General features: G+C 62.5%; 20 protein-coding genes. 6 read left to right on the top strand and 14 right to left on the bottom strand.

Translation table 11 applies throughout. From position 1 onward, the window contains the following. Positions 1–126 precede the first annotated feature (126 nt). Positions 127–603, bottom strand: coding sequence for a hypothetical protein (locus NG900_RS06615; RefSeq protein ID WP_252678204.1), 477 nt, complete (start codon positions 601–603; stop codon positions 127–129). 437 nt (positions 604–1,040) lie between these two features. Here NG900_RS06615 and NG900_RS06605 point away from each other — a divergent pair, with 437 nt between their 5' ends. Continuing rightward, positions 1,041–1,427 carry a helix-turn-helix domain-containing protein gene (locus NG900_RS06605; RefSeq protein ID WP_252678202.1) on the top strand — a complete coding sequence of 129 codons (387 nt, stop codon included), beginning with the start codon at positions 1,041–1,043 and terminating at the stop codon, positions 1,425–1,427. Between the two features lie 238 nt (positions 1,428–1,665). Here the strand turns inward: NG900_RS06605 and NG900_RS06600 are convergent, their stop codons facing one another. From NG900_RS06600 to NG900_RS06575, 6 genes are all read right to left on the bottom strand, one after another. Beyond that, complete coding sequence (locus NG900_RS06600; RefSeq protein ID WP_252678200.1) at positions 1,666–1,944, bottom strand: hypothetical protein; 279 nt, start codon at positions 1,942–1,944, stop codon at positions 1,666–1,668. 49 nt (positions 1,945–1,993) lie between these two features. Then, positions 1,994–3,697, bottom strand: a complete 1,704-nt coding sequence (locus tag NG900_RS06595; RefSeq protein ID WP_252678198.1) for a phage integrase family protein — start codon at positions 3,695–3,697, stop codon at positions 1,994–1,996. Positions 3,698–3,891: 194 nt separating this feature from the next. Further along, the gene (locus NG900_RS06590; protein ID WP_252678189.1) at positions 3,892–4,932 is read right to left on the bottom strand and encodes a methyl-accepting chemotaxis protein; all 1,041 of its coding nucleotides are present in this window, start codon (positions 4,930–4,932) and stop codon (positions 3,892–3,894) included. A gap of 493 nt (positions 4,933–5,425) precedes the next feature. Continuing rightward, a complete protein-coding gene (locus NG900_RS06585; RefSeq protein ID WP_252678181.1) occupies positions 5,426–6,496 on the bottom strand; it encodes a zinc-dependent alcohol dehydrogenase family protein in 1,071 nt (356 codons plus the stop codon). A 40-nt stretch (positions 6,497–6,536) separates the two neighbouring features. Then, a complete protein-coding gene (locus NG900_RS06580; RefSeq protein ID WP_252678179.1) occupies positions 6,537–8,024 on the bottom strand; it encodes an aldehyde dehydrogenase family protein in 1,488 nt (495 codons plus the stop codon). 159 nt (positions 8,025–8,183) lie between these two features. Further along, complete coding sequence (locus tag NG900_RS06575) at positions 8,184–9,599, bottom strand: MmgE/PrpD family protein (protein ID WP_315862365.1); 1,416 nt, start codon at positions 9,597–9,599, stop codon at positions 8,184–8,186. Between the two features lie 441 nt (positions 9,600–10,040). On the opposite strand from NG900_RS06575, the gene NG900_RS06570 reads away from it, so the two are divergent. Together NG900_RS06570 and NG900_RS06565 are read left to right on the top strand one after the other, a co-directional pair. Further along, on the top strand, positions 10,041–11,504 hold the full coding sequence (locus NG900_RS06570; RefSeq protein ID WP_252678177.1) for an MmgE/PrpD family protein: 1,464 nt from the start codon (positions 10,041–10,043) through the stop codon (positions 11,502–11,504). Between the two features lie 96 nt (positions 11,505–11,600). Continuing rightward, entirely contained in the window at positions 11,601–12,986 is a 1,386-nt protein-coding gene (locus tag NG900_RS06565) for an MFS transporter (protein WP_252678175.1), read from the top strand. 350 nt (positions 12,987–13,336) lie between these two features. Here NG900_RS06565 and NG900_RS06560 read toward each other — a convergent pair whose 3' ends face one another. From NG900_RS06560 to NG900_RS06550, 3 genes are all read right to left on the bottom strand, one after another. Continuing rightward, positions 13,337–14,521 (bottom strand): CaiB/BaiF CoA transferase family protein, encoded by a 1,185-nt coding sequence (locus NG900_RS06560; protein ID WP_252678173.1) that lies wholly within the window; start codon positions 14,519–14,521, stop codon positions 13,337–13,339. 25 nt (positions 14,522–14,546) lie between these two features. After that, positions 14,547–15,377 carry an enoyl-CoA hydratase/isomerase family protein gene (locus NG900_RS06555; protein ID WP_252678171.1) on the bottom strand — a complete coding sequence of 277 codons (831 nt, stop codon included), beginning with the start codon at positions 15,375–15,377 and terminating at the stop codon, positions 14,547–14,549. Between the two features lie 75 nt (positions 15,378–15,452). Further along, on the bottom strand, positions 15,453–17,396 hold the full coding sequence (locus NG900_RS06550; RefSeq protein ID WP_420804122.1) for an AMP-binding protein: 1,944 nt from the start codon (positions 17,394–17,396) through the stop codon (positions 15,453–15,455). Positions 17,397–17,895: 499 nt separating this feature from the next. On the opposite strand from NG900_RS06550, the gene NG900_RS06545 reads away from it, so the two are divergent. Both NG900_RS06545 and NG900_RS06540 read left to right on the top strand, forming a co-directional pair. Next, entirely contained in the window at positions 17,896–19,182 is a 1,287-nt protein-coding gene (locus tag NG900_RS06545) for an acetyl-CoA hydrolase/transferase family protein (RefSeq protein WP_252678169.1), read from the top strand. 64 nt (positions 19,183–19,246) lie between these two features. After that, positions 19,247–20,923, top strand: a complete 1,677-nt coding sequence (locus NG900_RS06540; protein WP_252678167.1) for an MFS transporter — start codon at positions 19,247–19,249, stop codon at positions 20,921–20,923. A 102-nt stretch (positions 20,924–21,025) separates the two neighbouring features. Here NG900_RS06540 and NG900_RS06535 read toward each other — a convergent pair whose 3' ends face one another. Together NG900_RS06535 and NG900_RS06530 are read right to left on the bottom strand one after the other, a co-directional pair. Next, positions 21,026–21,805 carry an IclR family transcriptional regulator gene (locus NG900_RS06535; RefSeq protein ID WP_252678165.1) on the bottom strand — a complete coding sequence of 260 codons (780 nt, stop codon included), beginning with the start codon at positions 21,803–21,805 and terminating at the stop codon, positions 21,026–21,028. 31 nt (positions 21,806–21,836) lie between these two features. Further along, positions 21,837–22,685: an IclR family transcriptional regulator gene (locus tag NG900_RS06530; RefSeq protein ID WP_252678163.1), complete on the bottom strand. Its 849-nt coding sequence runs from the start codon at positions 22,683–22,685 to the stop codon at positions 21,837–21,839. 510 nt (positions 22,686–23,195) lie between these two features. On the opposite strand from NG900_RS06530, the gene NG900_RS06525 reads away from it, so the two are divergent. Beyond that, positions 23,196–23,843, top strand: a complete 648-nt coding sequence (locus tag NG900_RS06525; protein ID WP_252678161.1) for a TetR/AcrR family transcriptional regulator — start codon at positions 23,196–23,198, stop codon at positions 23,841–23,843. A gap of 67 nt (positions 23,844–23,910) precedes the next feature. On the opposite strand, the gene NG900_RS06520 is transcribed toward NG900_RS06525, so the two are convergent. Beyond that, positions 23,911–24,621 carry a nitroreductase gene (locus tag NG900_RS06520; RefSeq protein ID WP_252678159.1) on the bottom strand — a complete coding sequence of 237 codons (711 nt, stop codon included), beginning with the start codon at positions 24,619–24,621 and terminating at the stop codon, positions 23,911–23,913. A 30-nt stretch (positions 24,622–24,651) separates the two neighbouring features. Beyond that, positions 24,652–25,092 (bottom strand): YybH family protein, encoded by a 441-nt coding sequence (locus tag NG900_RS06515; protein WP_252678157.1) that lies wholly within the window; start codon positions 25,090–25,092, stop codon positions 24,652–24,654. Positions 25,093–25,132 lie beyond the last annotated feature (40 nt).

The following is a 25,132-nucleotide window of genomic DNA, read 5'->3' as shown; positions in this document are numbered from 1 at the left end:
TCGGAGGTATGGGGAAGACGTGCTCGAGCTTGCTTCGCTCTCGCCGACTGTTGACCAGCGTTCTTCTTTTCCCGGGCGAGCCATCTTAGTTGGATTGGACTTGCTCGGATGTTGTGCCAAGCGGATTCACGGGCTAATCCGTCGGAGACGCAAGGTGCCTGGTTCCATCCATTCAATGGACAATTCGTCCCCGATTTGCCATCCCAACTGCTCGGACGGAGCTGCCGGCAGCGGGACAATGAAATCACCTGTCCCATCCGTCGCCTTGGTGCCGGTGACGCGCCACACAACGCGTGATCTTCCCATCTTCACGTACTTCATCAGAAGCTGATGTAGGGCATCATCGCTTTCAGGAAGGCCTAGCCAACCCGCGCAGTGGTCGTCAGAGTGTTCAGCCCAGGCCTGGACGACCTCATCATCGCTGGCTGTGGTGCCCGTTTTCCGCAAGCAAAGCTGCATCCTGTTGACGTCACTCGCGAACTGATTTCTAAGTTCTTGGCGCTCCTGAAACGTCGGCATCATCGTAGTCAGACCCCATTGTTTATGATGTTCAGGCACTCGTCGTAACGACGTGCCATCGGTCATTTTCAGCAAAGGCTGCATCGGGTTGCCTCGCACGTTTCACGTTATCGCTGTGCGGATAGATCGACGCGTGTTGCAGGTGGTCCCGCAGGGTGGTCAACTCGGCACCACCTGCAAACGTGCGGCTTGTATGGGTATGGCGCATCCAGTACGGACTAGCCTTGCGGGACTTCCCTGTCAGCACCGCGTGGTCGTCCGCGACGGTGTTGGCCGCCGCCTCAAGAGGCCTGCCGCACGGCAGGTGTACGCTGATGTGGGCCGCGCGGCGATTGCGGCCAACTCCCCCGAATCTGTTCACCTATGGCCGACATCGACCATTGATGAGAGGGCCACACTCGCCTCCTAAAATACATAACATAGCTTGTATTCGGGGGATACAGGTCATAGACTGTTAATCGAAATCGCAATTCACAGCCAGTCGACTCGCATTGCAGACAAGCTCCAGGACGGGACAAGCCATGGAATACTCAATCAAGACAGTCGCCCAACTGCGTCTGTTCCTGCGTGCTTTTCGGAAGGAGTCGGGGATGACTCAAGCCAGCATGGCAAGCCACCTCGGAGTGACACAACAAACCTACGCACAACTTGAAGCCAATCCGGCATCAGCGAGCTTTGCACGGTTGTTCAGAGTCCTGGCTGTGCTGAACGTTGAGTTGACATTACGCCGATCCAATAAGGCACACGTCGACAAAGGGCGGAGAAATCCCCTAACAGCGCCGAACAGAATGCAGTTGCCCACCTCTGCCACTCCAAAGATGGCGTCGATGCGAGGTGTGAAGCCAAAATCAGGCGTTTCGGGCAACGCACCCGACGTAACGGTCGCGGCGGAGCGTGAGAACTGGTAACCATCGAAGCATCGCTCGTATATCGAGGGCAAGAGACCTCCCGCGTAGCACATAGCGGCGCTTGAAACGATGGGGTGGGATGTACTGGTCGTATGGGAGTGCGAGATTCGCGATAAAGAAGCACTACGGACCACGCTTTGTGACTTCCTAGCAGAACACGCTCAGTCCCCTATGAGGAAGGGCCTCAGTCCGAATGACGGCGCCCCGTGGGGCCAACTGCACCGCGCCCGTGCCTCTTTCATGCTCCTGCCGACATGGCACCGATGAGCCCGCCCACCGCCCCGGCCAAAAACGCGAATCCGACCAGAAGCAGCAAGAGCCGCCGCACCTTGCTCTCAAGCATCGGGTTCGTGGCAATGAGCTGCGCCGCTACCGTATTGGGTTGATTCCCAATCAGCGCGACCGCGTACCGCCCGGCTCCTGTCAGCTTGGTCGATTGCTGCTCAACCACCGATTCGAACTTGGTGACTACTGCGGCCTGCGCAGCTAATCCCGGGACAATAATGTGCAATCGCAATGCCCCTATCCTCGGCTAAACGGGGCAATCGAGGTCGCCGGGCAGACGTTCATTCTCGAGCACCAAAGGCCTCTCCAAGCTGCCGCGCGCGCTTGATCTCATCGCTGTGCAGGTAGATCGAGGTCGTCGAGACCGAGGCATGGCGCAGATTGTTGCGCACGGTAATCAATTCCGCGCCGCGCGCCAGGGCGTGGGTAGCGTGTGTGTGCCGCATCCAATGCGGACTCGCCTTGCGCAGCTTTTCTGCCAGTACGGCATGGTCGTTTTCGATGGTGTCAGCCGCGGTCGCAAAAAACCGTCTAACCACGCTCCACAGCCGCGTCCCCGTAATGCCTTCAGTGGCATCGATCCCCAGCCCACCAATCAGCGGCGTCTTTGGATTCCAGCGCGCCCGCGTCACCGGTAGCCCCCGCTCCATCAGGTAGCAATCGAGCGCCGCACACGCCAGCGGTGGCAGAGCAACCTTGCCAGCGCGACTCCCCTTCCCCACCAGGTCGAGCCAGTGATCGCCCTGGCGGTCCGTTTCGATGTCGCCGAGCTTAGAAGAAACGAGTTCGCTGGCGCGTAGGCCAGTCGCATACCCAAAATCCAGCACAAACCGCAGCCGCTGCGCCGCTGGCACTTCCCAGCCACAGGACCACTCCAGGCCGTCGGCGATGGTGCGAATCAGCGCCCATTCGCCTTCAGTAAAAGCGTGCGAGGCATCCAGCGCGGAAGTCCTCCCGCCGCCGCGTACCTTGATGCCGGCAAACGGGTTGGCCAGTACGTAGCGCTGCTGGATCAGCCAGCGGAACATGGCCCCCAACACGGACAACGCGTAGGCAACCGAGCGCGCAGACAACCCGTCCGTGAACGGCCGCCACTCGACGGACGTTCGCGGGCGGGCCGGGCCGACCCAACGCTCTCGCGGTGTCGGTCGGCGCAGGAAGCTCCGGTAGGCAATCGCGTCCTCGGTGGTGAGCGACGACAGCGGCCGGCTGCGTTCCACGATGGCCCACAAGATCAGGCGCTCCGCCTCTTTGCGGTACGACCGTTGGGTGGCGGGCGATTCGTGCAGGGAAAGCCACGCCTGCACGGCCTCGTAATCGTTGTCGGCGGTAAGCACGCAGGTCTCGCGCGGTGCACGGAATTGCCCTTGCGAGCCGTCGACCTCATGTGGGAGACGCAGATGCTCCCATGGCACCACCGCGCCGCGGACCTGTTCAGTAATCAGCGCCCGGGCACGTTCGGTCAATCGGGGGTGTTCGGCAAAGAAGGCCTCGATACGCCGCGCGCTGGCCTGCCCCAATCCGAGGATGACAGCCCACCAACGGCGCCGACGCGGCACGCGGACAGTCAGATCGGCCAAGGTGTCGATGCCAGCGGCGCGCAGCGCGGCGACGGTGCGCGCATCCAGCCACAGCGCCACGTCATCGCTGATGGCCGGTTCTGGCAATGGCAGCGTGCGGAGCAACTCGATCGCTTGGTCGGCTGCCCTGCCCTGTTTGGCGCGTTCGGCCGCTGAAATCTCGAACAGCGCCGCCAAGTCCTCGCGCTGTCGCCGGCGGGCAAACGTGGCGAGCGCGCGCCGGATGCGGCCGAGCACGCCGCGCGAGGACTGCCCCGGTGTAAGGCGCTCGCCCAGGTAGCGCTCAACGGCCTCGCGGGTGGACAAGCCCGCATGCCACGCACGCAGCGCCGCCAGTTCGGCGGCATCGGGGAAATCGAACGGGGTGCCGACTGAAGGATCAACGGGAAGCAGACGCGTTTTCATGGAAGGCAGTTTAGTGCTTCCATGCAGCCATTGCGATAAGAATAGTTATCACAATGGCATTGAAAAATTCCAGCTACTTTGCGTTGGGCTGTTTGGTAGCCACCTGGTCAACCCTTCGACGCGGGACGAATGAGGCGGCGATACCGCGGCACTCGCTTGCTTAGCGTTTCGGCCTAACGCACTCGATTACCCTTTCACGCTTCGGGCCGCTGCACGATCACGCCATACCAACCTAGACCTGGGTAGGTCTCATAGCCAGGGGTGCGCGCAAAGGCGACTTGCGTGCCGTCAGATGTTTGGTAGCAACCCGTTGATGCATTGCCCGCCTTGAGGGGGAATATCTCGCTCAACAGCCCTTTGCCGTCTGAGGCGGCGATCACGCGATGATTGGAGTCGATGAGCAGGCAACGCGTACGCTGCCAGTCTTCGCTGGATACACGCACGCTCTTCACCACCGTCTCGGCCTGGGGCTCCCAGTTGAAGAACACCGCGAGCACACCAAGCGGCGCACCATCGACCTGGCCCTCGGAGCGGATCGCAGTGGCGTAGGTCGCGACGCTGGCGTTGTGGAGCATCCGTGAGACCGCAATGTCGTGCGCCACATACTCTTCGCCCGATGTGGTCGCCAACGCGCGCCGGAACCAGTCCACGCCTGACACGGTCCGGCCACGCACATCTGGATAGGCTTGTGGCCTGCCATTGGCGATCACCCGCCCTTGAGCGTCGATGACCCAAAGGTCCAAATAGACGGTGTAGCTGTTCAAGATGACGCCCAGCCTCTTACTCGCGAAAGCCGTCGTGCTGCTGTCAGGACGGCTCACCGCTTCGACCACGGCGGCGTCGGTAGCCCACCAGCGTACGTCACAAGAGCGTTCGTAGAGATTGCGATCGACAATGTCGATCATGTTGAGCGCCATGTCCGCCAGACGCTGACCCTGCTGGCCACGCATCTGTTGGATCATGGCATCGCCCAGTTGCGTAAGCTCGACGATGGAGCCGCCTAGCTCGGTGGTGAGTTCGCCGGTAATGCCCGCAATGCGCTCCGACACCTGTTTGACCTGATTGGCAACGACGCTGAAGGTACGGCCCGTTTCTCCGGCGCGCGCGGCCTCGATCAAAGCGTTCAGTGCGAGAAACTTAGTTTCGCGGTTAATTTCAGCAATGCCGGAAATCTTGTTGTCGGCGATACGGCCAACGTGGTGAGACAGTTCTACGATGCGCTCCGCACTTGCCATGGCGCGACTCCTTTCGGTGCATTGGGCTCCAGCATAGGCAGTACCGGAGCCGGATGGATTTGATCTGCAGGGGCGGACCATGCGAAAGGCGTGCCAAGCGAGGTGACGCGGTGATGCCGGATCCATTGCACGGCACATGAGCGAGCCCGGTCAGGTCGCGCATCGTGAGAGTGCACGATGCCCTATGTGCGAGCACAGATAGGGCCGGACCGTCGTGTAGCCGGTATTGAGTTGGCCTGTAGCGCAGCGAACAGAGGGTCAACTCGCACATGAAGCAGGTCTGGCAGCGATCCAGCGTCGGCTTGATCGCTCGTTGGGCAAAGATGCAATTGGCCCGTGTCAAGCGTCAGGGAGGAAAGGGCTTGCGTTCGGTTCATTAGTTCGTGGACCGCCACACCATTCGGTCCGAACTCGCCCCGACGTGCTTCGATCGCATAATCGACAAACAGGATCGAGTTCTCGGAGGCAAACTGCGATGTTCCAACGACGCCAATCAGAACACGAAAACCCCCTTCCCGCCCGACTGACTATCAAAGCGACGATACGCCTCGTCAGCCTGATCGAGACGCCACTGGTCGGTAAAGAGCTTGTCGACATCGACGCCGTGATTAGCAATGAAGTGCGCGCAGTCCTTCATGCCGACTTCCGAGAACGTGTAGGAACCGATGATCGTCCGCTGCTTGCCGATTACATCCTTCATCGCATCGACACTGAGATTGCCGCCAATGGCGACCAGCGCGATCTTTCCCCACGGCCGGGTACAGCGCACGGCCTGCTGCCGGGGCACTTCGCCACCCGCGCATTCCATTGCACAGCTCACCCCTTTGCCGCCGGTGAGCCGGAGAATCTCGCAGACAACGTCCACCTTGCTGCCATCAATAGCGTGAGCAACGCCGAAGTCTTTGGCGCGACTGACTCGCTCAGCTGAGATATCGACGCCGATTACCTCCACGCCCATCGCGGCGGCCAGCTGCGCTGCAGATAAGCCGACGGGCCCCAACCCAAACACCGCCAGGGTGTCACGCGCGCTGATATCCAGGCGCAGCAGTGCGCCATACGCGGTGCCAGTTCCGCAGGATACGGCGGCGCCGCCCGCAAAGGACATCTCCTGCGGCAGATGTACCAGCGAGGAAACCGGGACCTTCATGTAGTCGGCATGGCCGCCATGGGCGATCAGGCCGTGGACTATAGCCCCGTGGTCGCACAGCTGTGTCCAGCCCGTGCGGCACGAGTCGCAATGCTTGCAGCCCTCGTAATGGAACACCATGACGCGGTCACCGATCCTGAATGTATTCCGGTCCACACCAGCGCCCAGGGCGGCGATCACGCCGCACGGCTCATGACCACCGATGATCGGGGCGTTCTCGTCGATACCTCGCGAGGCGAGGTCTTTAAAGCCAAGCGATCGGATGATCTCCGCCGGGTTGTGCCGATAGAAGTGCAAGTCGCTGCCGCACATGCCGGAGGCCTTCATCTCGATCACGGCCTCGCCCGGGCCCGGAGCCGGGTCGGGGAAGGTCATGATCTCCAGCTTGCGATCGCCTTTGAATACAACACCACGCATACGTACCTCCGGGTATGGAATCGTGTGAAGAACCTGGGTCTTAGCCGAGGTTCATGTAGACCGCCTTTTGGTAGAGGTAGCTGTCCACCTGTTCGGCACCGCCCTTCCAGCCATAGCCGCTGAGCTTGTAGCCGCCAAAGCCGACCTGAGGATCGAGCACGCCGTAGCAGTTAACCCAGATGGTTCCGGCCTGAATGCCCCGCGACATCCGGTGCGCAGTCGACAGGTTTTGTGTCCAGATGCCGCCGGCCAGACCGTAGTTCGTGTCATTCGCGATGCGTAGCGCATCATCGAACGTATCGAACGGCATGACCGCAGCGACTGGCCCGAATATCTCTTCGCGCGCGATGGTCATCTCGTTATGCACGCCGGTAAACACCGTGGGCTCGATGAAATAGCCCGAGGCCAGCTCGCCGCCGAGACGCCGGCCGCCGTGGGCCAGCTCCGCCCCCTCCTGCCCGCCGATATCCACGTAGCGCATCACCCGTTCGAGCTGGCGTTGTGATATCACCGGCCCAAGGTTGACTTGCGGATCGAGCCCGTTGCCGATCTTGAGCGAGCGGCTGAAGACCGTCATGCGTTCGACGAACTCGTCATAGATTCGACGCTGCACCAGCACGCGCGTGCCTGCGGCGCAAATCTGGCCGGTGTTGGTGAACACGCCCATGGCAACGCCGGGCACTGCCTTGTCCAGATCGGCATCGTCGAACACGATGTCGGGCGACTTGCCACCAAGCTCTACCGACACTCGCTTGAAGTTGCCCGACGATGCCTGCACGATCTTGCGACCCGTCTCGGGCGATCCGGTAAAGGCGATGCGGTCCACACCGGGATGATCGGCCAGCGCACTGCCCGCTTCAGTGCCGAAGCCGGTTACCACGTTGATCACCCCGGGAGGCAAGCCCGCCTCCAGCAGTAGCTCGGCCATGCGCAGCGCGGTCAGCGATGCATCCTCGGCGGGTTTGAGCACCGCGGTGCAGCCCGTGGCCAGCGTGGCACCAAGAATCCACCACTGGCTCATCAAAGGCCCATTCCATGGGATGATGCCTGCGACCACACCCACCGGCGCCTTGATCTTGAGCGTGGAGAAGTTGCCGGGCAGCGCGTTGGCCGAGGTCTGCACGCTGCACGACGCCGTCTGCGACGCATAGAACAGGATCTGTTGAAGCAGGAAGGACTTGAGGCCCCGCGTACGCATCAGCGGCGCGCCCATGTCCAGCGTTTCTATCAGCGACAGCTCGTCAAAGTGCTTCTCGACCAGATCGTGAATGCGGATCAGCAGACGCTGGCGATCGCTGTGCGACCACTGGCTCCACGGCCCCTCGAACGCTTTACGTGCTGCTGCAACGGCGCGATCAACATCTACGGCTTCTGCCTGCGCCAAACGGGCGAGCACCTCGCCAGTGGCGGGGTTGACCGCATCAAACGCCTTCCCGGATGCCGCCTGCACCCACTCGCCCCCGATCAGGAGGCGCTTCGTGCCGCCAACGAATGCTGGCATCTCGAGCCCGGATGTCGCAATGCTCATGTTTGTCTCCAAAGGTATTCTTGTTTTGAAACGAGAAGCTTGCGCAGCCAGCCCGCTACACGCGCAACGGCGCGAACTTAGCGTGCAGATATGAGCCAATGCCGTGGCCTGTGCGGCATCCAGTGCAGCGATTCTCGGGTGAGGTGTTCCTGCTGCCTACTAGGCAGCGCTCATACCCATCAGATCTGCGGCCGTGATACGTAGGTCCATCTTCCAGAGCGTGGCGAGCAGCGTTTTCGCGCGCTCGGTGCCGAGCACATCGACCGTCAGCTCCATGAATTTCGCGTCCTGCTCTTGCTGAGACATCGGATTGGCCACCGTGCCGATCGGGTCTTCGACGAACACATGTTCCGACGCGCCATCGCGGAAGACGACCGTCACATCTGCGACGAACTTGCCCGGATACCGCTGTTCGAGTTCTGGTGCCGTGGCAATCTTGACCTTGCGTGCCATGTCAATCACGAGCGCCATGTCTATCTTGCCGCTCAGGTAATCGCGATGCACGCGGTAGCCGTTACCCTTACCGAGCAGAGCGAATGCGATCTGCGTTGGCAGGCTGAACTGGACGTGCTCAATGTTCTTGGGTTCGTAGGCGTTGGCATTGGCGGTGCCGACCACCACGTCGAATGCGGGGTGGATGCCGGCTCGCACCTCGACGATATCGGCGCTGCGCTTGGCAAAGCGACGAACTGCGTCGATATACGCGTGTGTGCAATAGCACGCGCAATAAGCTTTGAGCCAGACCGTGCCAATTTCAAACGGTTGGTCCAAGCCGAACCGTGCCTCAGCCTGCTCGCCTGGGCCGCGCTGCAGGAAGGTGCGGAAGAAGCCCTTATGGCCGCTCAGGAATGCACGTGGGCCCGTAATGCCGGCCTGCGCCATGTCGGCGGCTACCATGCCATTGCGCGTTCCGATACCGGCGTGCACGCGCTTGATCGAGCCGCCGGTCGACGTGTATTCGGTGGTGCCGGCTGCGTGGCTGAGCGCAATGGACAACGCATGCAGCGTGGTCTCCGCATCGAACTTGCGCAGCTTGGCCGCCACTGCCGCCGCGCCGAACGTCGACAGCACCGCATGCGGATGGAAGCCGCGTTTGAGCAGGTCCGGCGCTGCCAGCACGCCAATCCGTGTGTAGACCTCGTAGCCGGCCACCATTGCGGTGATGACCTCCTCCAAGCTCGCCCCCAGGTCCTCGCCAATCGCCAGCGCTGCAGGAATCACGCAACTGCCCGGGTGACTGGCGCTCACGCCGTGCGCGTCGTCGTATTCGAAGCCGTGCCCATAGGCACCGTTGACGAAAGCAGCATCCGCAGCACTCATGGTGATCTGACTTGCCGCCACATGGCTGCGGCCGGGCCGTTGCTGCGCTTTTGCAAACGCCAGCACCTGGTGAGACCAAGGCATCTGCGAGGTGCCAATCTGCAGTGCGAGCTGATCGCGCATGAGCCGGCTGACCCCGGCGTGCGCCCCGTCGTCCAGATGCTCGTACCTTAAGTCCTGGATAAAGCGAACGGCGGCTTGCTCCAATGGGGGGCATTGGCTCGGGGTGCTGGCGTCTTGTGAGGTCGTGGTCAAAGCGTATCGTCTCCTGGAATGCCTGGGTGCGGCGTTGTCCGGTCGATCATGGACACGCCCAAGCGCAATCGTCAGCCTCCTCGTAGGCACGGCAAGCGTCAATGCGGAGAACCCTCCCGTTCCGTACATCGGCGAGTCAAAACTCGGTGCGCGCAAACGTACGCCTGCAGTACTGGGGGAAGTCAGATATTTCCGTGACTCCGTGGTCATCGTTTGCGCCTTCAGCCGGCATTTCCTGAACTGCTTGGCCCGATTGCGGGCCACTGTACGGAACGATCTGATGGGGCGATTGACCCGACGGTGGCAACTCCAAGAGACTCTGTTCAACACACCCGCACGCTTCTGCGCTGCACTGAAACAGCTATTTGGTGAGCGCCTAGAAAGAGCATCTGGTGCCCTCTTGCGCACGCTGAATGCCTCAAAAAGCACGGAGACTTTGTCATGACCCAAACCATTGTCGAGCAGCTGGCGAAATTCAGCCGCGCGTCTGATTTCGCAACCCTGCCCTCGGCCGTCGTGGATGAGTGCAAGCGCATCATTCTGGATTCGGTCGGCTGTGCGCTTGCCGCCACGAACGAGCCCAAGGGGCGCATCGGCATCGACTATGGCCGACTGACTGGCGGCAGTGGCAAGGCCACGATCATTGGCACTGGAGATCAGGTGTCCATGTTCGGCGCTGCGTTCGCAAACGGCGAGCTGATCAACGCGCTTGACATGGATGCTGTGCTGCCTCCTGGCCACGTTGCACCTTACGTGATCCCTGGTGCCCTGGCGGCGGGAGAAACCGTCGGTGCCTCAGGCAAGGACCTGATCAGCGCCGTTGCCCTCGCACACGAAATGTCCTACCGCCTCGGCAAGGCCATGGACTACCTGCGTGATACGAAAGACGGCAAGGTATCGCCTCCGCCTGTCTACGGTTACAGCAGTACGGTGTTCGGCGCGACTGCCGCGATCGCGCGACTGAAGGGGGGCTCCGAAGAGATCATTGCGAATGCCATAGGCATTGCGGGCAGCATTGCCCCGGTGAACTCGCAGGTCGCCTGGTTTCAACATGCGCCGAGCTCCACCATCAAGTACCTTCTGGCCGGCGCGCTGACGCAAGCGGCCATGACGGCTGCACACATGGCAGAACTGGGCCACCGCGGCGACGTTCAGATCCTGGACGACCGTGAGTTCGGCTTCCCTCGCTTTATTGGAACGCGCCGCTGGGAACCAGACGGGATCACCGCCGATCTCGGACAGGTGTGGCGCTTTCCGGGCGAATCCGCTTTCAAGCCCTACCCGCATTGCCGCATCCTTCACGCGCTGCTCGATTGCCTGATCGAGATTGTCGAGGAACACGACATTCAGCCCGCGGAAATCGATGGCATCAAGGTCTGGGTGGAAGGCTTCGTCGAGCAGCCGGTCTGGCTCAACCGCAAGATCGAGCACGTGCACGACGCACAGTTCAGTATTGCCCACGGCATAGCGCTGGGCGCGCATCGCGTGACGCCCGGCAAGGATTGGCAGGATCCGGAACTGGTCTTCGGAAACTCCGTCTTGAGCCTGATGGACAAGGTCACGCACGAAATCCATCCGGACTATGTCCAACTGCTCACCGGACACGGCGCCAGCCGGCCAGCAAAGATCGAGGTCGCCGCGCGCGGAAAAACCTTCTTCGGCGAAAAGCGTTATCCCAAGGGAAGCCCATCGCCGGACCCGGCCAGCACCATGACCACCGACGAGCTGGTGACCAAGTTCCGCCACAACGCGCAAGGTGTCATTCCGGCTCACAACATCGACAGCGTCGTCGCGTCCCTGCTGGATCTCGAACATGTGGCCGATATCGGCACGGTCATGAGCAAGCTGGCAGGCCCTGCCACAGAACACGCTCACGCATCCCGGGACGCAGTCGCGCAGGACTGACGCGCCGATACAGGCCGCCAGTACACCAATGTTATCTAGAAGCGCGGGCAGCCGGCTTGCGGGTTGACCCGAGGAGTTTTCCACAGGAGACGATAAATGCAATCAGAACGTACGACCGCAGAGGACCGCCTCTTGCGAACGCCGCTGGTCCAGGGCCAAGCGCCATATATTGCTGTGCATGACAGCCCACAGTCGTGGTACGTCCTGGGCCTCCTGACGTTTTCATATGCCTTGGCCTACATCGATCGCCAGTTGCTCAATCTGCTGATCGATCCCATCAAGCATTCGCTCGGCGTGACCGACACGCAGTTGAGCTTCATTCAAGGCACGGCGTTCATCTCCGCGTACCTCGTGGCTGCGCCGCTGTTCGGGCGGCTCGCTGATATCACCAACCGGCGCAACATCCTGTTGTTCGGTGTCTGCCTGTGGAGCATCTTTACGGCCCTGTGCGGCAAGGCGGATACCTACACGGAACTCTTCCTCGCGCGCTTTGGTGTCGGCGCCAGTGAGGCCTGCGTACTTCCCGTGTGCTGGTCGTTGCTCTCGGACTATTTTTCGGAAAAGCGCGCGCCGCGGGCACTGAGCATCTTCATGCTGGGGCCGCTGCTTGGGGGCGGCTTTTCGCTGGTGGCGGGCGGGTTGGTCATCGCGTTCGCCAACAACGTCCGCGAAGCGGTTCCGGCATTTGCGCATCTTGCGACGTGGCAGCTGGCTTTCGTGCTCGTTGGCATTCCTGGTGCCCTTTTGGCGGCCGCGCTGTTGATGGTGCGGGAACCCCAGCGGACGTCATCAACGAAGTCTGCAGCGCAGGCCGATCGGAAATTCAGCCTGCGGGAAACCGGCGCCTATCTCTGGAACTTCCGGGCGTTCTACGGCAAGGTGTACTGGGGCGTTGGCATGATCGCCGTGGTCGTGCTGGGCATGCCCGCGTGGTTGCCTGCGTACCTGATCCGCTACCACGGTGTTGCCCCGGCATCCGTGGGCTATCGGATCGGTGTGACTGTTGTGCTGTGCGGCACGGCCGGTGTGCTTGCCGGCCCATGGGTTGCCCGGCTGTTTGAGCGACGCGGTTATCAGGACACGGCGCTTCGCGTTGCCGGGTGGTCCCTGGTTGCGCTGTTTGGCGCCACGCTCGCTGTGGTGCTTGCGCCGAATGCCGAACTCGCCATGGCCGCCACCGGCCTGGCCGTGTTTACGTTCAGCATGCCTACCGGCATTCTGGCTGCCGTTACACAGTTCGCCACCCCGCCCCGGCTGCGCGGCATCGTCGCGTCTCTGTACAGCTTCTTTGCGCAGCTCATCGGCTACGGCATCGGGCCGACAGCGATTGCGCTGGTAACCGACAAGGGCTTTGGTGACCCAAAAATGGTTGGCTACTCCATCGGCATCGTCTGCTGCATCGCTTCGGCCATGGCGGCATGGATGATGTTCTCGGCACTGCCGCACTACAAGCGGATGCTCGCCCGCGAGCAGAACGCCTGAGGCGCCGGGTTGACGCGCTGCGAGCCTGCCAACGCGCTCGGCGGGCAGGCTCGCATATAGATCGATCCTGTGGGGCAGCACGTTCTGATAGCCGCGCACGTCGCAAGGCATTTGAATAGGCTCGGTCGGGGCCTTCTCTTGCGATTGATGTCGGGAATGCTTGCCTGAGAGACGAAGAGCCAACGCGCTGGTCGACGTGGCCTCGAACCGCTTCAGTAATAGAGTGGGCGACCTCGTCATGGCCGATGGCGGCAGTACGTCGAAACGCTCTGCCGCCTGACCGCCAGGTGCGCAATATGAGATGCGATACGCCACGCCACCATCGGGCGGCGTATCGCGAATCCTAACCCTTAGACGATGCCCTTGTCGTGCATGCCCTGGATCTGCCCTTGGTCATAACCCGCCTCGGCCAGGATCTCGTCCGTGTGTTCACCAGCGGTGGGTGCGCGGCTCGCAATGGCGGGCGGCGTGCGGGACAGGCGCGCCGGCGGCGCAATGACGGGCGTCTGGCGTGGCAAGCCCGGATAGTCCATCCAGACATAGGCACCAGAGCCCTGGATGGTTGCATCATCCAGCGCCTCGCGCGGCGAATAGATCGGGCCCGCCGGAATCTTGGCCGCCTCCAGTGCCTTCAACGCGTCCTCGCGGGTTCGGGTTTCGCACCATTTCGACATCAAGCGGCTGAGGTACTCCCCGTGCTCGCCGCGCCGGATGTCGTCGCTAAAGCGCGGATCGCTCAGCAACTCCGGCGCGCCCACCAGCGTGGCCCAACGCTTGAACAGCGATTGCCCGATGACCTGCACGATGATCCAGCCGTCGGCCACCTTGAAAATATCCGACGGACCATACGTGGGGCTGCGGTTGCCCGTCGCCTGCCGGTTGATGGCGAGTGCGGCTTCCTCGATGAGCGTGCCGCTGGCAAGGTTCAACGCAGTCTGCAGCAGCGAGGCTTCGACACACTGCCCACGCCCACTGGTGCGGCGCTCATACAAGGCCATCACCGTGCCCAGCGCACACGACAGTGCCGTGGAAAAGTCGACAACAGGCACCATCGCCTTGGTCGGATTCCCCGGCGTGCCCGCCATGTAGACGGCGCCGCTCATTGCCTGCCCGACCCCGTCGAACCCCACCCGGTGGCTGACCTCGTCATGCGAGCCGAATGCCGTCGAGGCGGTCAGCACGATGCCTGGGTTGATCGCGCTGAGCGTGGGATAGTCCAGCCCCAGGTTCACCAGCGTCTTGGTGGGCATGTTGGCGACCACCACGTCAGCCGTCTTGACGAGCCGCCGCACCACCTCCCGCCCCTCGGGGCTGTCGATATCCAGCGTGATCGAGCGCTTGTTGCGGTTGACCTGGAGAAAGAACGCGCCTTCGCCCGCGTCCGTTACCGGCGAGACGAAGCGGTCTTCGCTGCCGCCCACGCGGTCGACGCGAATCACATCTGCGCCATAGTCGGCCAGGAGTGCAGCACAGAACGGACCCGCAATGAAGCGCCCGAAATCCAGCACGCGAATGCCTTCTAGAACCTTCGACATCTGATCATCTTCCTTGCGGCAGGACTCAAACGGGCGTGTTCTGCGAGAACACCGGCGCGCGCTTCTCGCGGAACGACGCAACGCCCTCTTTCACTTCCGGCCCACCAAAGCCGAACATTTCGAGCGCCAGTGACGCGTCAAAAATCGGACCGGCCTGGCGCAGCCAGTTGTTCAATGCGTACTTCGTCCAGCGGATGGCAGACGGCGCGCCAGCGGCAAGACGGGTGGCAATCGACAGCGCGGTGTCCTGCAGTTCGGCCTCTTCGACGGCCAACGAGATCAGGCCCATCTGCTCGGCCTTCTCGCCAGTCACGGGCTCGCACAGCATCAGGTGGTACTTGGCCTTGGCCATGCCACACAGCAGGGGCCAGATGATGGCGGCGTGATCCCCTGCCGCCACGCCAAGACGGGTGTGCCCGTCGACGAGTTTTGCCGTGCGTGCCGCCACCGAAATGTCGGCCAAGAGCGCCGCAACCAGGCCCGCGCCAACCGCCGGACCCTGAATGGCCGACACGATGGGCTTGGAGAAATTGATGATGTTGTAGACCAGATCTTTCGACTCGCGCCACACGCGGGCCCGCGCTTCGAAGGTGTCAATCATCTCTTCGACCATGTCGAAGTCACCACCGGCGGAAAAGGCCTTGCCGGCGCCGCGCAGGATGACGGCACTGACGCTCGGGTCCGCATCGATGTCGCGCCACACGCGGGCAATCTCGTCATGCCCGGTCGCATCGAGCGCGTTCAGCTTTTCAGGGCGGTTCAACGTGATACGCAGGACACCTTCGCTCGGGCGGTCAAACGCCAGGCTGGTGTAGTTGTCATAGGCCACCAGTCCGGCGGCTTTTGTGTTTGACATGATGTCTCCGGCAAGAAGGGAGGGACGTGCCGCGCGCATGGCCGCACAAGCCAGCGCCCGATTCACGCCAGGAATTCAGGAAACGGCGGCGGCTGAGCGGATCTCGTCCAGCGCAAGCGGGTTGTCGAGCGAGGACAGATCGCCCGCAGGCTTGCCCGTGTACACGCTGCGGATAACGCGCCGCATGATCTTCGAGCTGCGCGTCTTGGGCAGTTGTGCCACCACATGCACCACCGACGGGCGGAACGGGCGCCCCAGGCGAAGGTCCACGTGCTTGCCGATGGCCGAGGCGAGCGTATCGGCCGACGCCGTGCTCGCCTTGGACGGCACAACGAACACGACGAGCTTCTGCCCCTTGACCGGGTCTTCGACGCCGATGGCCGCCGCTTCCGCAATCTCTGGCAACTCCAGCAGCACGTCTTCGATTTCAGCCGGGCCGAGCCGCTTGCCTGCCAGCTTGATGGTGTCGTCGGAGCGGCCCATCATGAACCACATGCCGTCCTCGCGCCGCATCGCCAGGTCACCGTGTACCCAGATGCCGGGGATGGTGTGCCAGTACGAATCGAGGTAGCGCTCATCGTCTTGCCAGAACGAGCGCGTCATGCCGATGAACGGTTTGCGGATGGCCAGCTCGCCCACCTCGCCGGTCACCGACCGGCCTTCGGCATCCACAACGTCCGTCGCGACGCCCGGTGATGCGGTGTTGAACCCCGCAGGGCTGATCGGCTTGATCACCACGCTGGACAGCAACGCACCCGACACTTCCGTGCCGCCCGTGTAGTTGATGACCGGACGATGGCCGCCACCAAACGCCTTCTGAAACCACAGGAAGTGTTCTGGGTCGATCCCCTCACCTGCGGTGATCAGGAGCTTGACGGTCGAGACATCGCCTTGCGTCGCGATCGCCTCGTTCGTTGCGAGACCGCGAATCAGCGTCGGTGCCGAACCGAAGTGCGTCACGCCGTGGCGCTCGATCAGCCGCGACATGCGCGACCAATCCGGGGAATCCGGCGCGCCGTCGTAACAGACGAGCGTTGCACCGCGCAGCAGCGCACATGACATGACCAGCGTGCCGGCCACCCAGCCCATATCCGCCGGCCAGCAGAAGACGTCCTTCGGGCTGACGTTGAAGTGGATCGCCGAATCGTGCGCGATCTTTATCGGGAAGCTGCCGTGGGTGTGCACCGTGCCCTTCGGCTTGCCGGTGGTGCCGGACGTGTAGATGATCATGAAAGGATCATCTGCGGACATCCGCTCAGGGTTCGCATCGGGTTGGGCACCCGCCACCTGCTGCCAATCCACGACGCGCTTGTTAAACGCGATGGCCTCGCCGGCATGCTTCCAGACCGTGGTCTCGATTTCAGGCAGCCGAGTCAGGGCTTCGTCAACCAGTTGACGCGTATTAACCCACTTGCCACGGCGCGAAAAGCCCGTCGTTGCAACCAGTGCACGCGCAGTACATGACGAGAGCCGAGAGATGATCGCGTCGACGCCGAAGCCGCTGAACAGCGGCACGACGATCCCGCCCATCCATGCGATGCCCATGGCCGTAACCGTTGCCTCGACGCCGTTTTCCATCAGCAGGCCGACGCGGTCGCCGCGGTGCACGCCCAGCGCCTTCAGCCCAGCCGCGAAGCTGGCGACACGTTGTGCCAGCTCGGCGTAGGTCAAGCGCTGGATGGAGCCATCCTCGCGCTCTGCCACCACGGCATCGCGCGCCGCCATCTCGGGATCGTTGGCCCACTTGAGCGCCGACTTGACCCAGTTCAGCTCGCCGCCCGGAAACCATTTCGGAAACGGATCGCCGGCGGAATCATCCACGTACTTCTGATACGGGGCATCCCACACCATGCCGCAGAAGTCGTTGATGGTGTTCCAGTAGGCTTCGGGCTGCTCGATCGAGTAGGCCAGCAGCGTGTCGTAGTCGGTCAGGCCCAGGCGACGCATCACGGCAGTCACGTTGGCCGTGGAGATGTCGTCTGCCGTCGGGTGCCAGGCGTTGTTCTGAGAGTCGCTCATGGAAGTTCTACGTATGGGGTTGCATTCAATGACCGCGTCACGATGCAGCCACGGAAATCCACTGCAACCGGCGCAGAGCAGGCGCCAGACACGGCGCACTCGGTGACTTGATCGTGATTCGCGCACCCCTGCAAGTCAAGGCACGGTCAGGCCCTGTTCCGTGCTTCGGAAGACCGCTGTTCCGCGCCGGATAGCGAACCCACCTTGCTACGCGCCATTGCGCTGCAGAGCGATCAACCCACACGCTTGATCCGCATTCCGAAGTACGGAACCGCCATCTCCGTTGCATTGACGCCCTCAGCATGCGCCAACCATGCTGATCTCATGACTGCGGCTGCCTCTTCTTGATCGACCTCCCGTGTCGACGGTGTGCCGGCAGCGACCTGACAGGGAGACATGAGGTGCGTCGTTACGCCAAACTCGGCCGGGGCTGTGCAGACTGTGCATGCCATCAATGCAATCGCGGCCAACACCACGGCAGCAACAAAGGTTGCCGAGCATGACCCGCGAAATCGACATCCGCAGCCTGGATTTCTCGGAGTGGGTCCGGCCCGGCGATACGGTGACGTGGGGCCAGTACGCGGGTGAGCCCGTCACGCTCACACGTGCGCTGATGGAGCAACGCCATGCCATCGGTGGCCGCTTCTCAGCCTTCATCGGCGCGACATGGAGCGACACGCTCCACCCGGACTTCGCCGATACGGTTGACTTCTGCTCGTACTGCGGAACCGCAGGCAATCGCCACCTGGCCGAAGCCGGTGTGCTCGACATCCTGCCGGTGCATTACTCGGCATTCGAAGCGGCACTCACACAAGGGCCGTCTCGGGTTGAGGTGCTGCTGCTCCAAGTCGCCGGGCCCGACAACGAAGGACGATACAGCCTGTCGACCAGTCATGAGTATCTGGTGCCGTTGATCGATACCGCGCGCGTCGTGATCGTGGAAGCCAACGATCAGGCGCCGTGGGTATACGGCAAGCGCATGCTGCACGCCAGTGAGATCGATATCGTTGTGCGTACGTCCCGGCCGCTTTCCGATCCGCCGCCAATGCAGCCGGGGGCAGTCGAGCAGAGCATCGCGCGCCACGTAGCCGCGCGAATCGACGACGGTTCCACCATCCAGTGCGGCATCGGCACCGTGCCCGAAGCGGTACTCGCAGGGCTGTGTTCGCATCGGGATCTCGGCATTCACAGCGGCGCGCTATGCGATGCCGTTGCACAGCTCATGCGCGCTGGCGCAGTCACCAACGCACGTAAATCCATCGACCGTGGCGTCACCGTGGGTGGTGTGCTGACGGGCGGGCCCACCCTTTGGGAGTTCGCGCACAAGAACCCGGCAATCCAGCTGCATGCCACGGGTTACACGCACAACGCCGCCGTGCTGGCTTCAATCGACCAGCTTGTCGCGATCAACTCCGCGATCGAGGTGGACCTGACAGGACAGATCAACGCCGAGTGTGCGGGCAGCCGGTACCTCGGCGCCATCGGTGGGGCGCTGGACTTCATGCGTGGGGCCAGCCAGTCCCGTGGGGGCCAGGCGATTGTCGTCCTGCCCTCGCGGGCCGGGGCACGCAGCCGCATCGTTGCCCAGTTGAACGGGCCGGTGAGCACGCCGCGCAGCGACGCCGCTGTCATCGTCACCGAGCACGGCGTTGCGGACTTGCGCGGCTTGACCCTGTCGCAGCGCCTGGACGCCATGCTGGCCATCGCGCACCCAGACGACCGCGACAACCTGGAGCGCGCAGTGGCGACCACCGTGGGCGCCGCACGGCGAGAAAGGCCTCTCTGAGCGGTACCCCGCCCGGCCAGGTACCCAAACGGCATCGGCCAGACACCATCGAACAAGGATGATCATGGATACATCAATCGGGACAACCGGCACGGTTGCTCCAGCAACACAACCCACCAGCTCGATGTCGAGCGTCATCTGGGCTGCCTCCGTCGGAACGGCCTTCGAGTGGTATGAATTTGCGCTCTATGGGTCGCTAGCCACCGTACTGGCCGACAAGTTCTTTGCCGGCGTCGACCCCAGCACGGCATTCATCTTCGCGCTATTGACCTTCGCGGTCGGGTTCATGATGCGCCCGCTCGGCGCGCTCATCTTCGGCCGCATCGGCGACATGATCGGCCGCAAGCGGACGTTCATGATCACCATCTGCATGATGGGCGCCGCAACCATCGGCGTCGGCTGCCTGCCGACCTATCAGTCGGTTGGCATTGCCGCCCCCATTACGCTCATCTGTCTGCGCATCCTGCAGGGGCTCTCCGCTGGCGGCGAATATACGGGCGCCCTTACCTACGTGGCCGAGTATTCGCCAAGCGGGCGGCGTGGCCTGAACATGTCGTGGACAACGGCCGCGTCGACAGCGGGCCTGTTGCTGTCGTTCCTGGTGATTCTCACGGCGCGCATGGCGACCGGCTCGCACTTCGATGAATGGGGTTGGCGCCTGCCATTTGTGTTCGCACTGATCATGCTGATCATTTCGGTTGCGCTGCGTGTTCGCATGCATGAATCGCCAGCATTCCAGAAGCTGCGCAGTGCCAACAAGCTTTCGAAAGCGCCCGTGCGGGAGACTTTTCTTGACCCGACCAACCTGCGCCGGCTGCTGGTGGCCTTCGCACTGTGCGCGGGCATGACGTCTATGTATTACATGGCGTCGCTCTATCCGACCTTCTTCCTCACCAAGACCCTGAAGGTCGACCCCACCACGGTCAACACACTCGTGCTGCTGGCCACGGCCCTCTGCCTGCCCGTGTTCCCGCTGGCCGGCTGGCTTTGCGACCGATTGGGCCGCAAGGCCGTCCTGCTGACCGGCTTTGTGGCAACGCTGGTGCTGGTATTCCCCGTCTTCTATGGCTTGCTTGCCTATGCAAACCCGGCGCTGGCAGCTGCACAGGCGAAGGCCGATATCCGTGTCGAGACGGATGTGGCCGGCTGCTCGCTGATGTTCAATCCGCTGGGCAACCGCAAGTTCACATCGGCCTGCGATACGGCACGGCAAGCACTGGCAGGCGCCGGCGTGGCCTATCGCGTCACGCAAACGCTGGTGACGGGCAACGCCGCGCGCATCCGTATCGGTGACACCACCCTGGAAGCGTACGACGCCGCCGGCCTGGCGGCCGATGAGGCAAAGGTCCGCGCCTCACGCCTGGCCAGCACGTTACGTACCGCACTCGACCAATACGGTTACCCCGCCACCGGCGCGCCCGCCGACGTCAACAAGATCATGGTGCTGGTGTTGCTGGTAGCCTTCTTCGCAAGCTCGATCCTGATCGTGATGGCGATGGGCCCTGCGCTGGTTGAAATGTTCCCGACGCGAATTCGCTACACGTCCATGTCGGTGCCATACAACCTGGCCACGGGCTGGGTCGGCGGTCTGCTGCCCACCTTTGTGTTCGCCATCTCCACGCAAACCGGCGATCTGTTCTCGGGGCTGTGGTACCCCGTCGGCTGGACACTGCTCTCGCTCGTGACGGTGATCTTCTTCTTCCGCGAAACGCGGGATATCGACATCACGGCAGACGCTTGAGGGCTGCACTGGCCAGCCAGGCATGCGCCGCCCCGTCCACTGTGGGTGGGGCATGCCCTGCCCCAGGAACCCAATGGGGTGAGCCAGCCGAACGACTACGCCTCAGGGCTCGGCATCGACATCCCGAAGCAGCGCAGAGAGTTCGACTGCCGCGGCTTTGAGTTCGGGTGCGATACGGCGGCGGAGCTTGAGCATATCGGGCTCCAGTTCCACGGCGCCGCAACTCAACGACATCAGCGTGGCGGAGCGCCCCACTACGACTGGCAGGGCAATGCCGTAAGCATTGCGCTGGTAGCGCCCGAGCGACATGCAGACGCCCTCTGTGCGGAGATCCTCGAATGCAGCCTCGATGCCCGTCTCCAGCTCTGAGGCTTGCGCACCGGCCTTTCGCTTGAGCGACTCGATGTAGTTGCGCCGGGCATCTTCCGGAAGCCCCCATAGCCAGGCCCGGCCGATCGACGTCCAGCCCATTGGCAACAGAGACCCAACGCCCAGGCGCAACGTGGCGATCCGCGAGCTGGTGCGGTAGGCGATGTACAGCATGTCCAGATGATCGGGAATCGCCAGTGCCACCGACACGTCGAGCCGATCGGCCAACTGCTGCATGAACGGTTGCGCCGCGCGCGTCACGGGGTTGGCTTCGAGATAGGCGTGTCCAATGCTCAGCGGCCCCGTCGCGAGTTCGAACTGCGTTCCACCCACCACGCGGCGGAGGAACCCCAGCCGTATCAAGGTCGTCGTCAAGCGGGAAACCGTGGCCTTGGACAAACCGGTGCGGCGCACCAGTTCGCCATTAGTCAGGGGCGCGCGTTCTGCGCGGAAGGCACGAAGCACCTGGAGGCCTCGTTCCAGCGTCATGGTGACCTGTGTGGGCTGATTCATTGCCTCTCCTCCTTTCCCGGCCCGCTCATCCTCAGGCTGATGCCACCAGCCTGTCTTGTAGTGCCTGTGCCGTGGCAACCATCTTGGGGCCGATTTCGCGCTCGATGCGTGCGCGGACCATACGGGCACGCAGTCCGATGCAAGCCAGCACCAAAGGCGGCTGATCCGGAATGCGCACAGGCGTGGCGATGGTAGCCAGATCCGGTTCCCATTCGCCAATGGACATGCAAAACCCGAGCTCGCGCACCTGCGAGATACCTTCGGCCATCCGCCGGCGCAGCGACGGCCAGTCGCGGCCGGTCTTGCGTTCCACGTTGCCCAACAGGTAGAAGCGCTCCAGCTCTGGAAGCGCGGCCAGTAGAGCCCATCCCAACGGCGAAGAAGCGATGTGCAGGCGTGCCCCGGCCGTAAGACGCAGATCCAACTCCGGATGCCGGGTGCTACTGCCCATCACGACCACGTCCAGCCGATCCCGCGTTCCCAACACCACGTAACTGTCGCTCGCCTCGGCAAGCTTCTGCATTTCGATGCGCGCCAGGCGCTGTGTATCAGCGTCGGCAATGGCCGCGTAGCCGAGCGACAGCGCAGCCGCTGTCAGCCGGTACTTCTTGCGGGTTTCGTCGTAATGCAGGTAACCGAGCGCGACCAGGGAGTGCAGCATCCGCGAGACGGTGGGCGCCGGAATGCCGGTTTCGAACGCGATTTCATGGTTGCCCAGCCAAGGCTGCTCGGCACCGAACGCGCCCAGCACGGCCAGGCCGCGCGCAAGCGGCATCACCATGACGTTGCTTTGCGGGCCGTCGGATCGACTCGGTTTGAGTTCGACCGCCGACATTCCACGCTGGGAACCACTGTGCCGTGCAACAACGGTCTGGAACATGAGGGCCTCCTCGAAAGAGCGACGCCGATTCACGCGCGCGAATCGAACTGAGCCGACCGGCCGGCCTTCGGTCCGGAAGAGAAATGGTGACGTGGATCCTGCAACCACCAGGACCCCGCTGTCAGATCTTGAACAGCTGGAATCGACAACCAGAGGGGCAAAGGTGTCGGCGACCGATGCGAGGCAACGGAGGGCCTCGAGAACAGATCACGAACGACCCGGAGGAACACCTTCATATCGTCTCCGTATTTCTTGTATGCAGTGCCACAACGACACCCGAAAGCAACCACGCCGATTTCGCCGTTGCTGCTGACCCAAGGTGCCCTGACAGCGTCGTCACCAAGGGATATACCTTACTAACGTTAGGTAGATTTTGGTCTTAAAATCGGCTAACTTCCATGAGGGTTAACACCCCTATCAGCCAAGCCGCTTGCGTTGGCGTTTGTGGCCGAAAATACCGCAAAGGTTTAGCATTACGACCGCTCGCAACCCTGATCTACTACGCTTCTCATGTCGAAACGCCAAGCCACCTCTTCCAATCCAGACACGCGAGAAAAACTGATGCGATTGGCGGCGCGCGCCTTTGGCACCCAAGGGTATCCGGCCATGACCATGCGCTCGATCGCAGAGCAGGCAGGCATCGAAGCCGCGAGCATCTATTACCACTTCTCCTCCAAAGAGGACTTGATCGACGCGGTCATGGCGCACAGCGCGGAGAGCATCTTCCAGCACACCCGGAACCACCTCGAGGCGCTCCCCCCCAACGCCACTGCGGAAGAGCGCTTCAAGGCGGCCCTCGTCGGTTTGCTGTCGGCGTTGGTCACCTATGGCGACTATGCGCTCGCGCACGGGCTAATGCTGGCGCAGTTGCCGGAAAAGGTGCGTGAACGCCAGATCAAGCGACGCGAGCAGCATCAGGAGTTTTGGCACAGCTTGCTCAAGGATCTGCAAGCCGAAGGAAGCTTGCGCGAGGACGCCGACCTCGCGCTCTGCCGCGTGTTCATCCTCAGTGCCATCACGTCGGCGCAGGCCTGGTTCAACCCGAAGAAAGGCTCGCCGGAAAAAGTCGTTGATGAACTGTGCTCGATCTTCTTCGAGGGCGGCCGGCCCAAGAATAAAGCGAAGCCCGGGCGACGGAACGAACTCGTGGCGTCCTGAGGGCGGCAGCCTCAATCAGCCGAATACGGCCATCCCATCGGGATGGCCGATGGCCCAAACTGATCGGTCAGACTAGCCGCAACACATCGCCGCGCTCGGCACGGCGCGTGCGGAAGCTGTTGGCGGGATGCTCATGATCGGCATAGCCAAAAGCGATGCCGCAGACCATGTGTCGATCCTCCCCCAGACCGAAATACGACCGGATAAAGCGCGCATGCCGTGCCAACGCCCCCTGCGGCGCCGTCGCAACGCCGTGCGCGTGGGCCGCCAGCAAGAAGGAGGCGATGAAGGCACCGCAGTCGACCGCGGCATAGGTGCCCAGTTCGACCGGGATGGTGATGATGGCGACGTGAGGTGCGCCGAAGAATCGGAAGTTCTCGAAGCTTTGGCTGTCTCGCCGGGCCTTATCGTGACGCTCGATCCCCAGCGCCTCATACAGCGCATGCCCGGTTTCGCGCCGCCGTTGTGCATGCACACCGCTGTACTGCACCGGAAACGGCAAGTCCGACTCGACTTGCGGAGCCTGCGTCGCCCGCTCGACGAGCGCTGCGCGGAAGGCTTCGGTGGCTTCCCCTCGTGTCACCACAACATGCCAAGGCTGCGTGTTGCACCACGACGGCGTGCCCCTGGCGATATCGATGATGCTGGCGATGGTCTCGTCAGGCACCGCATCCGGCAGATAGCCTCGACAGGTGAAACGACTTCCCATCAGTTGCCGCAGTGCGTCGACGGCACCTTCGGAGCCGGCAATCTGCGCTTGCTTGGTTTGGTGTTCCATGGTCATAACTCACAAATGCCTTTTCGCAGCTCATCGGTCTCCAAGCGGTGGGGCGGCCGGCGTGGGTGAAAAATGGTGCTGGAGAATCTTCCACGCGCCCCCTTCCTGCACGAGCGTGAGTGTCGATCGCAATACGCTCTGCGTTTTCTGATCCGGGGCAAGCACGAACGACATCTCCACGTAGCCCTGTGCGAGCACGATGCCGGGCGAGAGACCGACCACATGCTGATCCTGTGCATGGATGGCGCCGGACAGAATGACGCCGTCGTACGAAGCGAAGTACTCGGTGATCGCGGCTCGGCCGATGGAGTGCCCGGGCCTGCCGCCAAACAAGCAACCCGCCTCCGCGTAGATTTGTCCAAGCGCCGCTGCATCCCAGCGTTGCGCGGCGGTGTTCCATGCAGCCAGCACATCGGCCAACGCATCGCGCAGATTCGCATCGCTATCGGCCACTTGGTTCAACACAGTCATCTTTAACACTCCACTGCGATTCACCGGCTTGCAAATGCGC

The organism is Ralstonia soli (assembly GCF_023955655.1).
Classification (GTDB): Bacteria; Pseudomonadota; Gammaproteobacteria; order Burkholderiales; family Burkholderiaceae; genus Ralstonia; species Ralstonia soli.
This window is presented reverse-complemented; position numbering and strand designations above follow the sequence as displayed.

Bases quoted from the DNA above. Each gene is read 5' to 3' on its own strand.
- NG900_RS06615 (WP_252678204.1), bottom strand. From the start codon at position 603: ATGCAGCCTTTGCTGAAAATGACCGATGGCACGTCGTTACGACGAGTG.
- NG900_RS06605 (WP_252678202.1), top strand. From the start codon at position 1,041: ATGGAATACTCAATCAAGACAGTCGCCCAACTGCGTCTGTTCCTGCGT.
- NG900_RS06595 (WP_252678198.1), bottom strand. From the start codon at position 3,697: ATGAAAACGCGTCTGCTTCCCGTTGATCCTTCAGTCGGCACCCCGTTC.
- NG900_RS06590 (WP_252678189.1), bottom strand. From the start codon at position 4,932: ATGGCAAGTGCGGAGCGCATCGTAGAACTGTCTCACCACGTTGGCCGT.
- NG900_RS06585 (WP_252678181.1), bottom strand. From the start codon at position 6,496: ATGCGTGGTGTTGTATTCAAAGGCGATCGCAAGCTGGAGATCATGACC.
- NG900_RS06580 (WP_252678179.1), bottom strand. From the start codon at position 8,024: ATGAGCATTGCGACATCCGGGCTCGAGATGCCAGCATTCGTTGGCGGC.
- NG900_RS06570 (WP_252678177.1), top strand. From the start codon at position 10,041: ATGACCCAAACCATTGTCGAGCAGCTGGCGAAATTCAGCCGCGCGTCT.
- NG900_RS06565 (WP_252678175.1), top strand. From the start codon at position 11,601: ATGCAATCAGAACGTACGACCGCAGAGGACCGCCTCTTGCGAACGCCG.
- NG900_RS06560 (WP_252678173.1), bottom strand. From the start codon at position 14,521: ATGTCGAAGGTTCTAGAAGGCATTCGCGTGCTGGATTTCGGGCGCTTC.
- NG900_RS06555 (WP_252678171.1), bottom strand. From the start codon at position 15,377: ATGTCAAACACAAAAGCCGCCGGACTGGTGGCCTATGACAACTACACC.
- NG900_RS06550 (WP_420804122.1), bottom strand. From the start codon at position 17,396: ATGAGCGACTCTCAGAACAACGCCTGGCACCCGACGGCAGACGACATC.
- NG900_RS06545 (WP_252678169.1), top strand. From the start codon at position 17,896: ATGACCCGCGAAATCGACATCCGCAGCCTGGATTTCTCGGAGTGGGTC.
- NG900_RS06540 (WP_252678167.1), top strand. From the start codon at position 19,247: ATGGATACATCAATCGGGACAACCGGCACGGTTGCTCCAGCAACACAA.
- NG900_RS06535 (WP_252678165.1), bottom strand. From the start codon at position 21,805: ATGAATCAGCCCACACAGGTCACCATGACGCTGGAACGAGGCCTCCAG.
- NG900_RS06530 (WP_252678163.1), bottom strand. From the start codon at position 22,685: ATGTTCCAGACCGTTGTTGCACGGCACAGTGGTTCCCAGCGTGGAATG.
- NG900_RS06525 (WP_252678161.1), top strand. From the start codon at position 23,196: ATGTCGAAACGCCAAGCCACCTCTTCCAATCCAGACACGCGAGAAAAA.
- NG900_RS06520 (WP_252678159.1), bottom strand. From the start codon at position 24,621: ATGGAACACCAAACCAAGCAAGCGCAGATTGCCGGCTCCGAAGGTGCC.
- NG900_RS06515 (WP_252678157.1), bottom strand. From the start codon at position 25,092: ATGACTGTGTTGAACCAAGTGGCCGATAGCGATGCGAATCTGCGCGAT.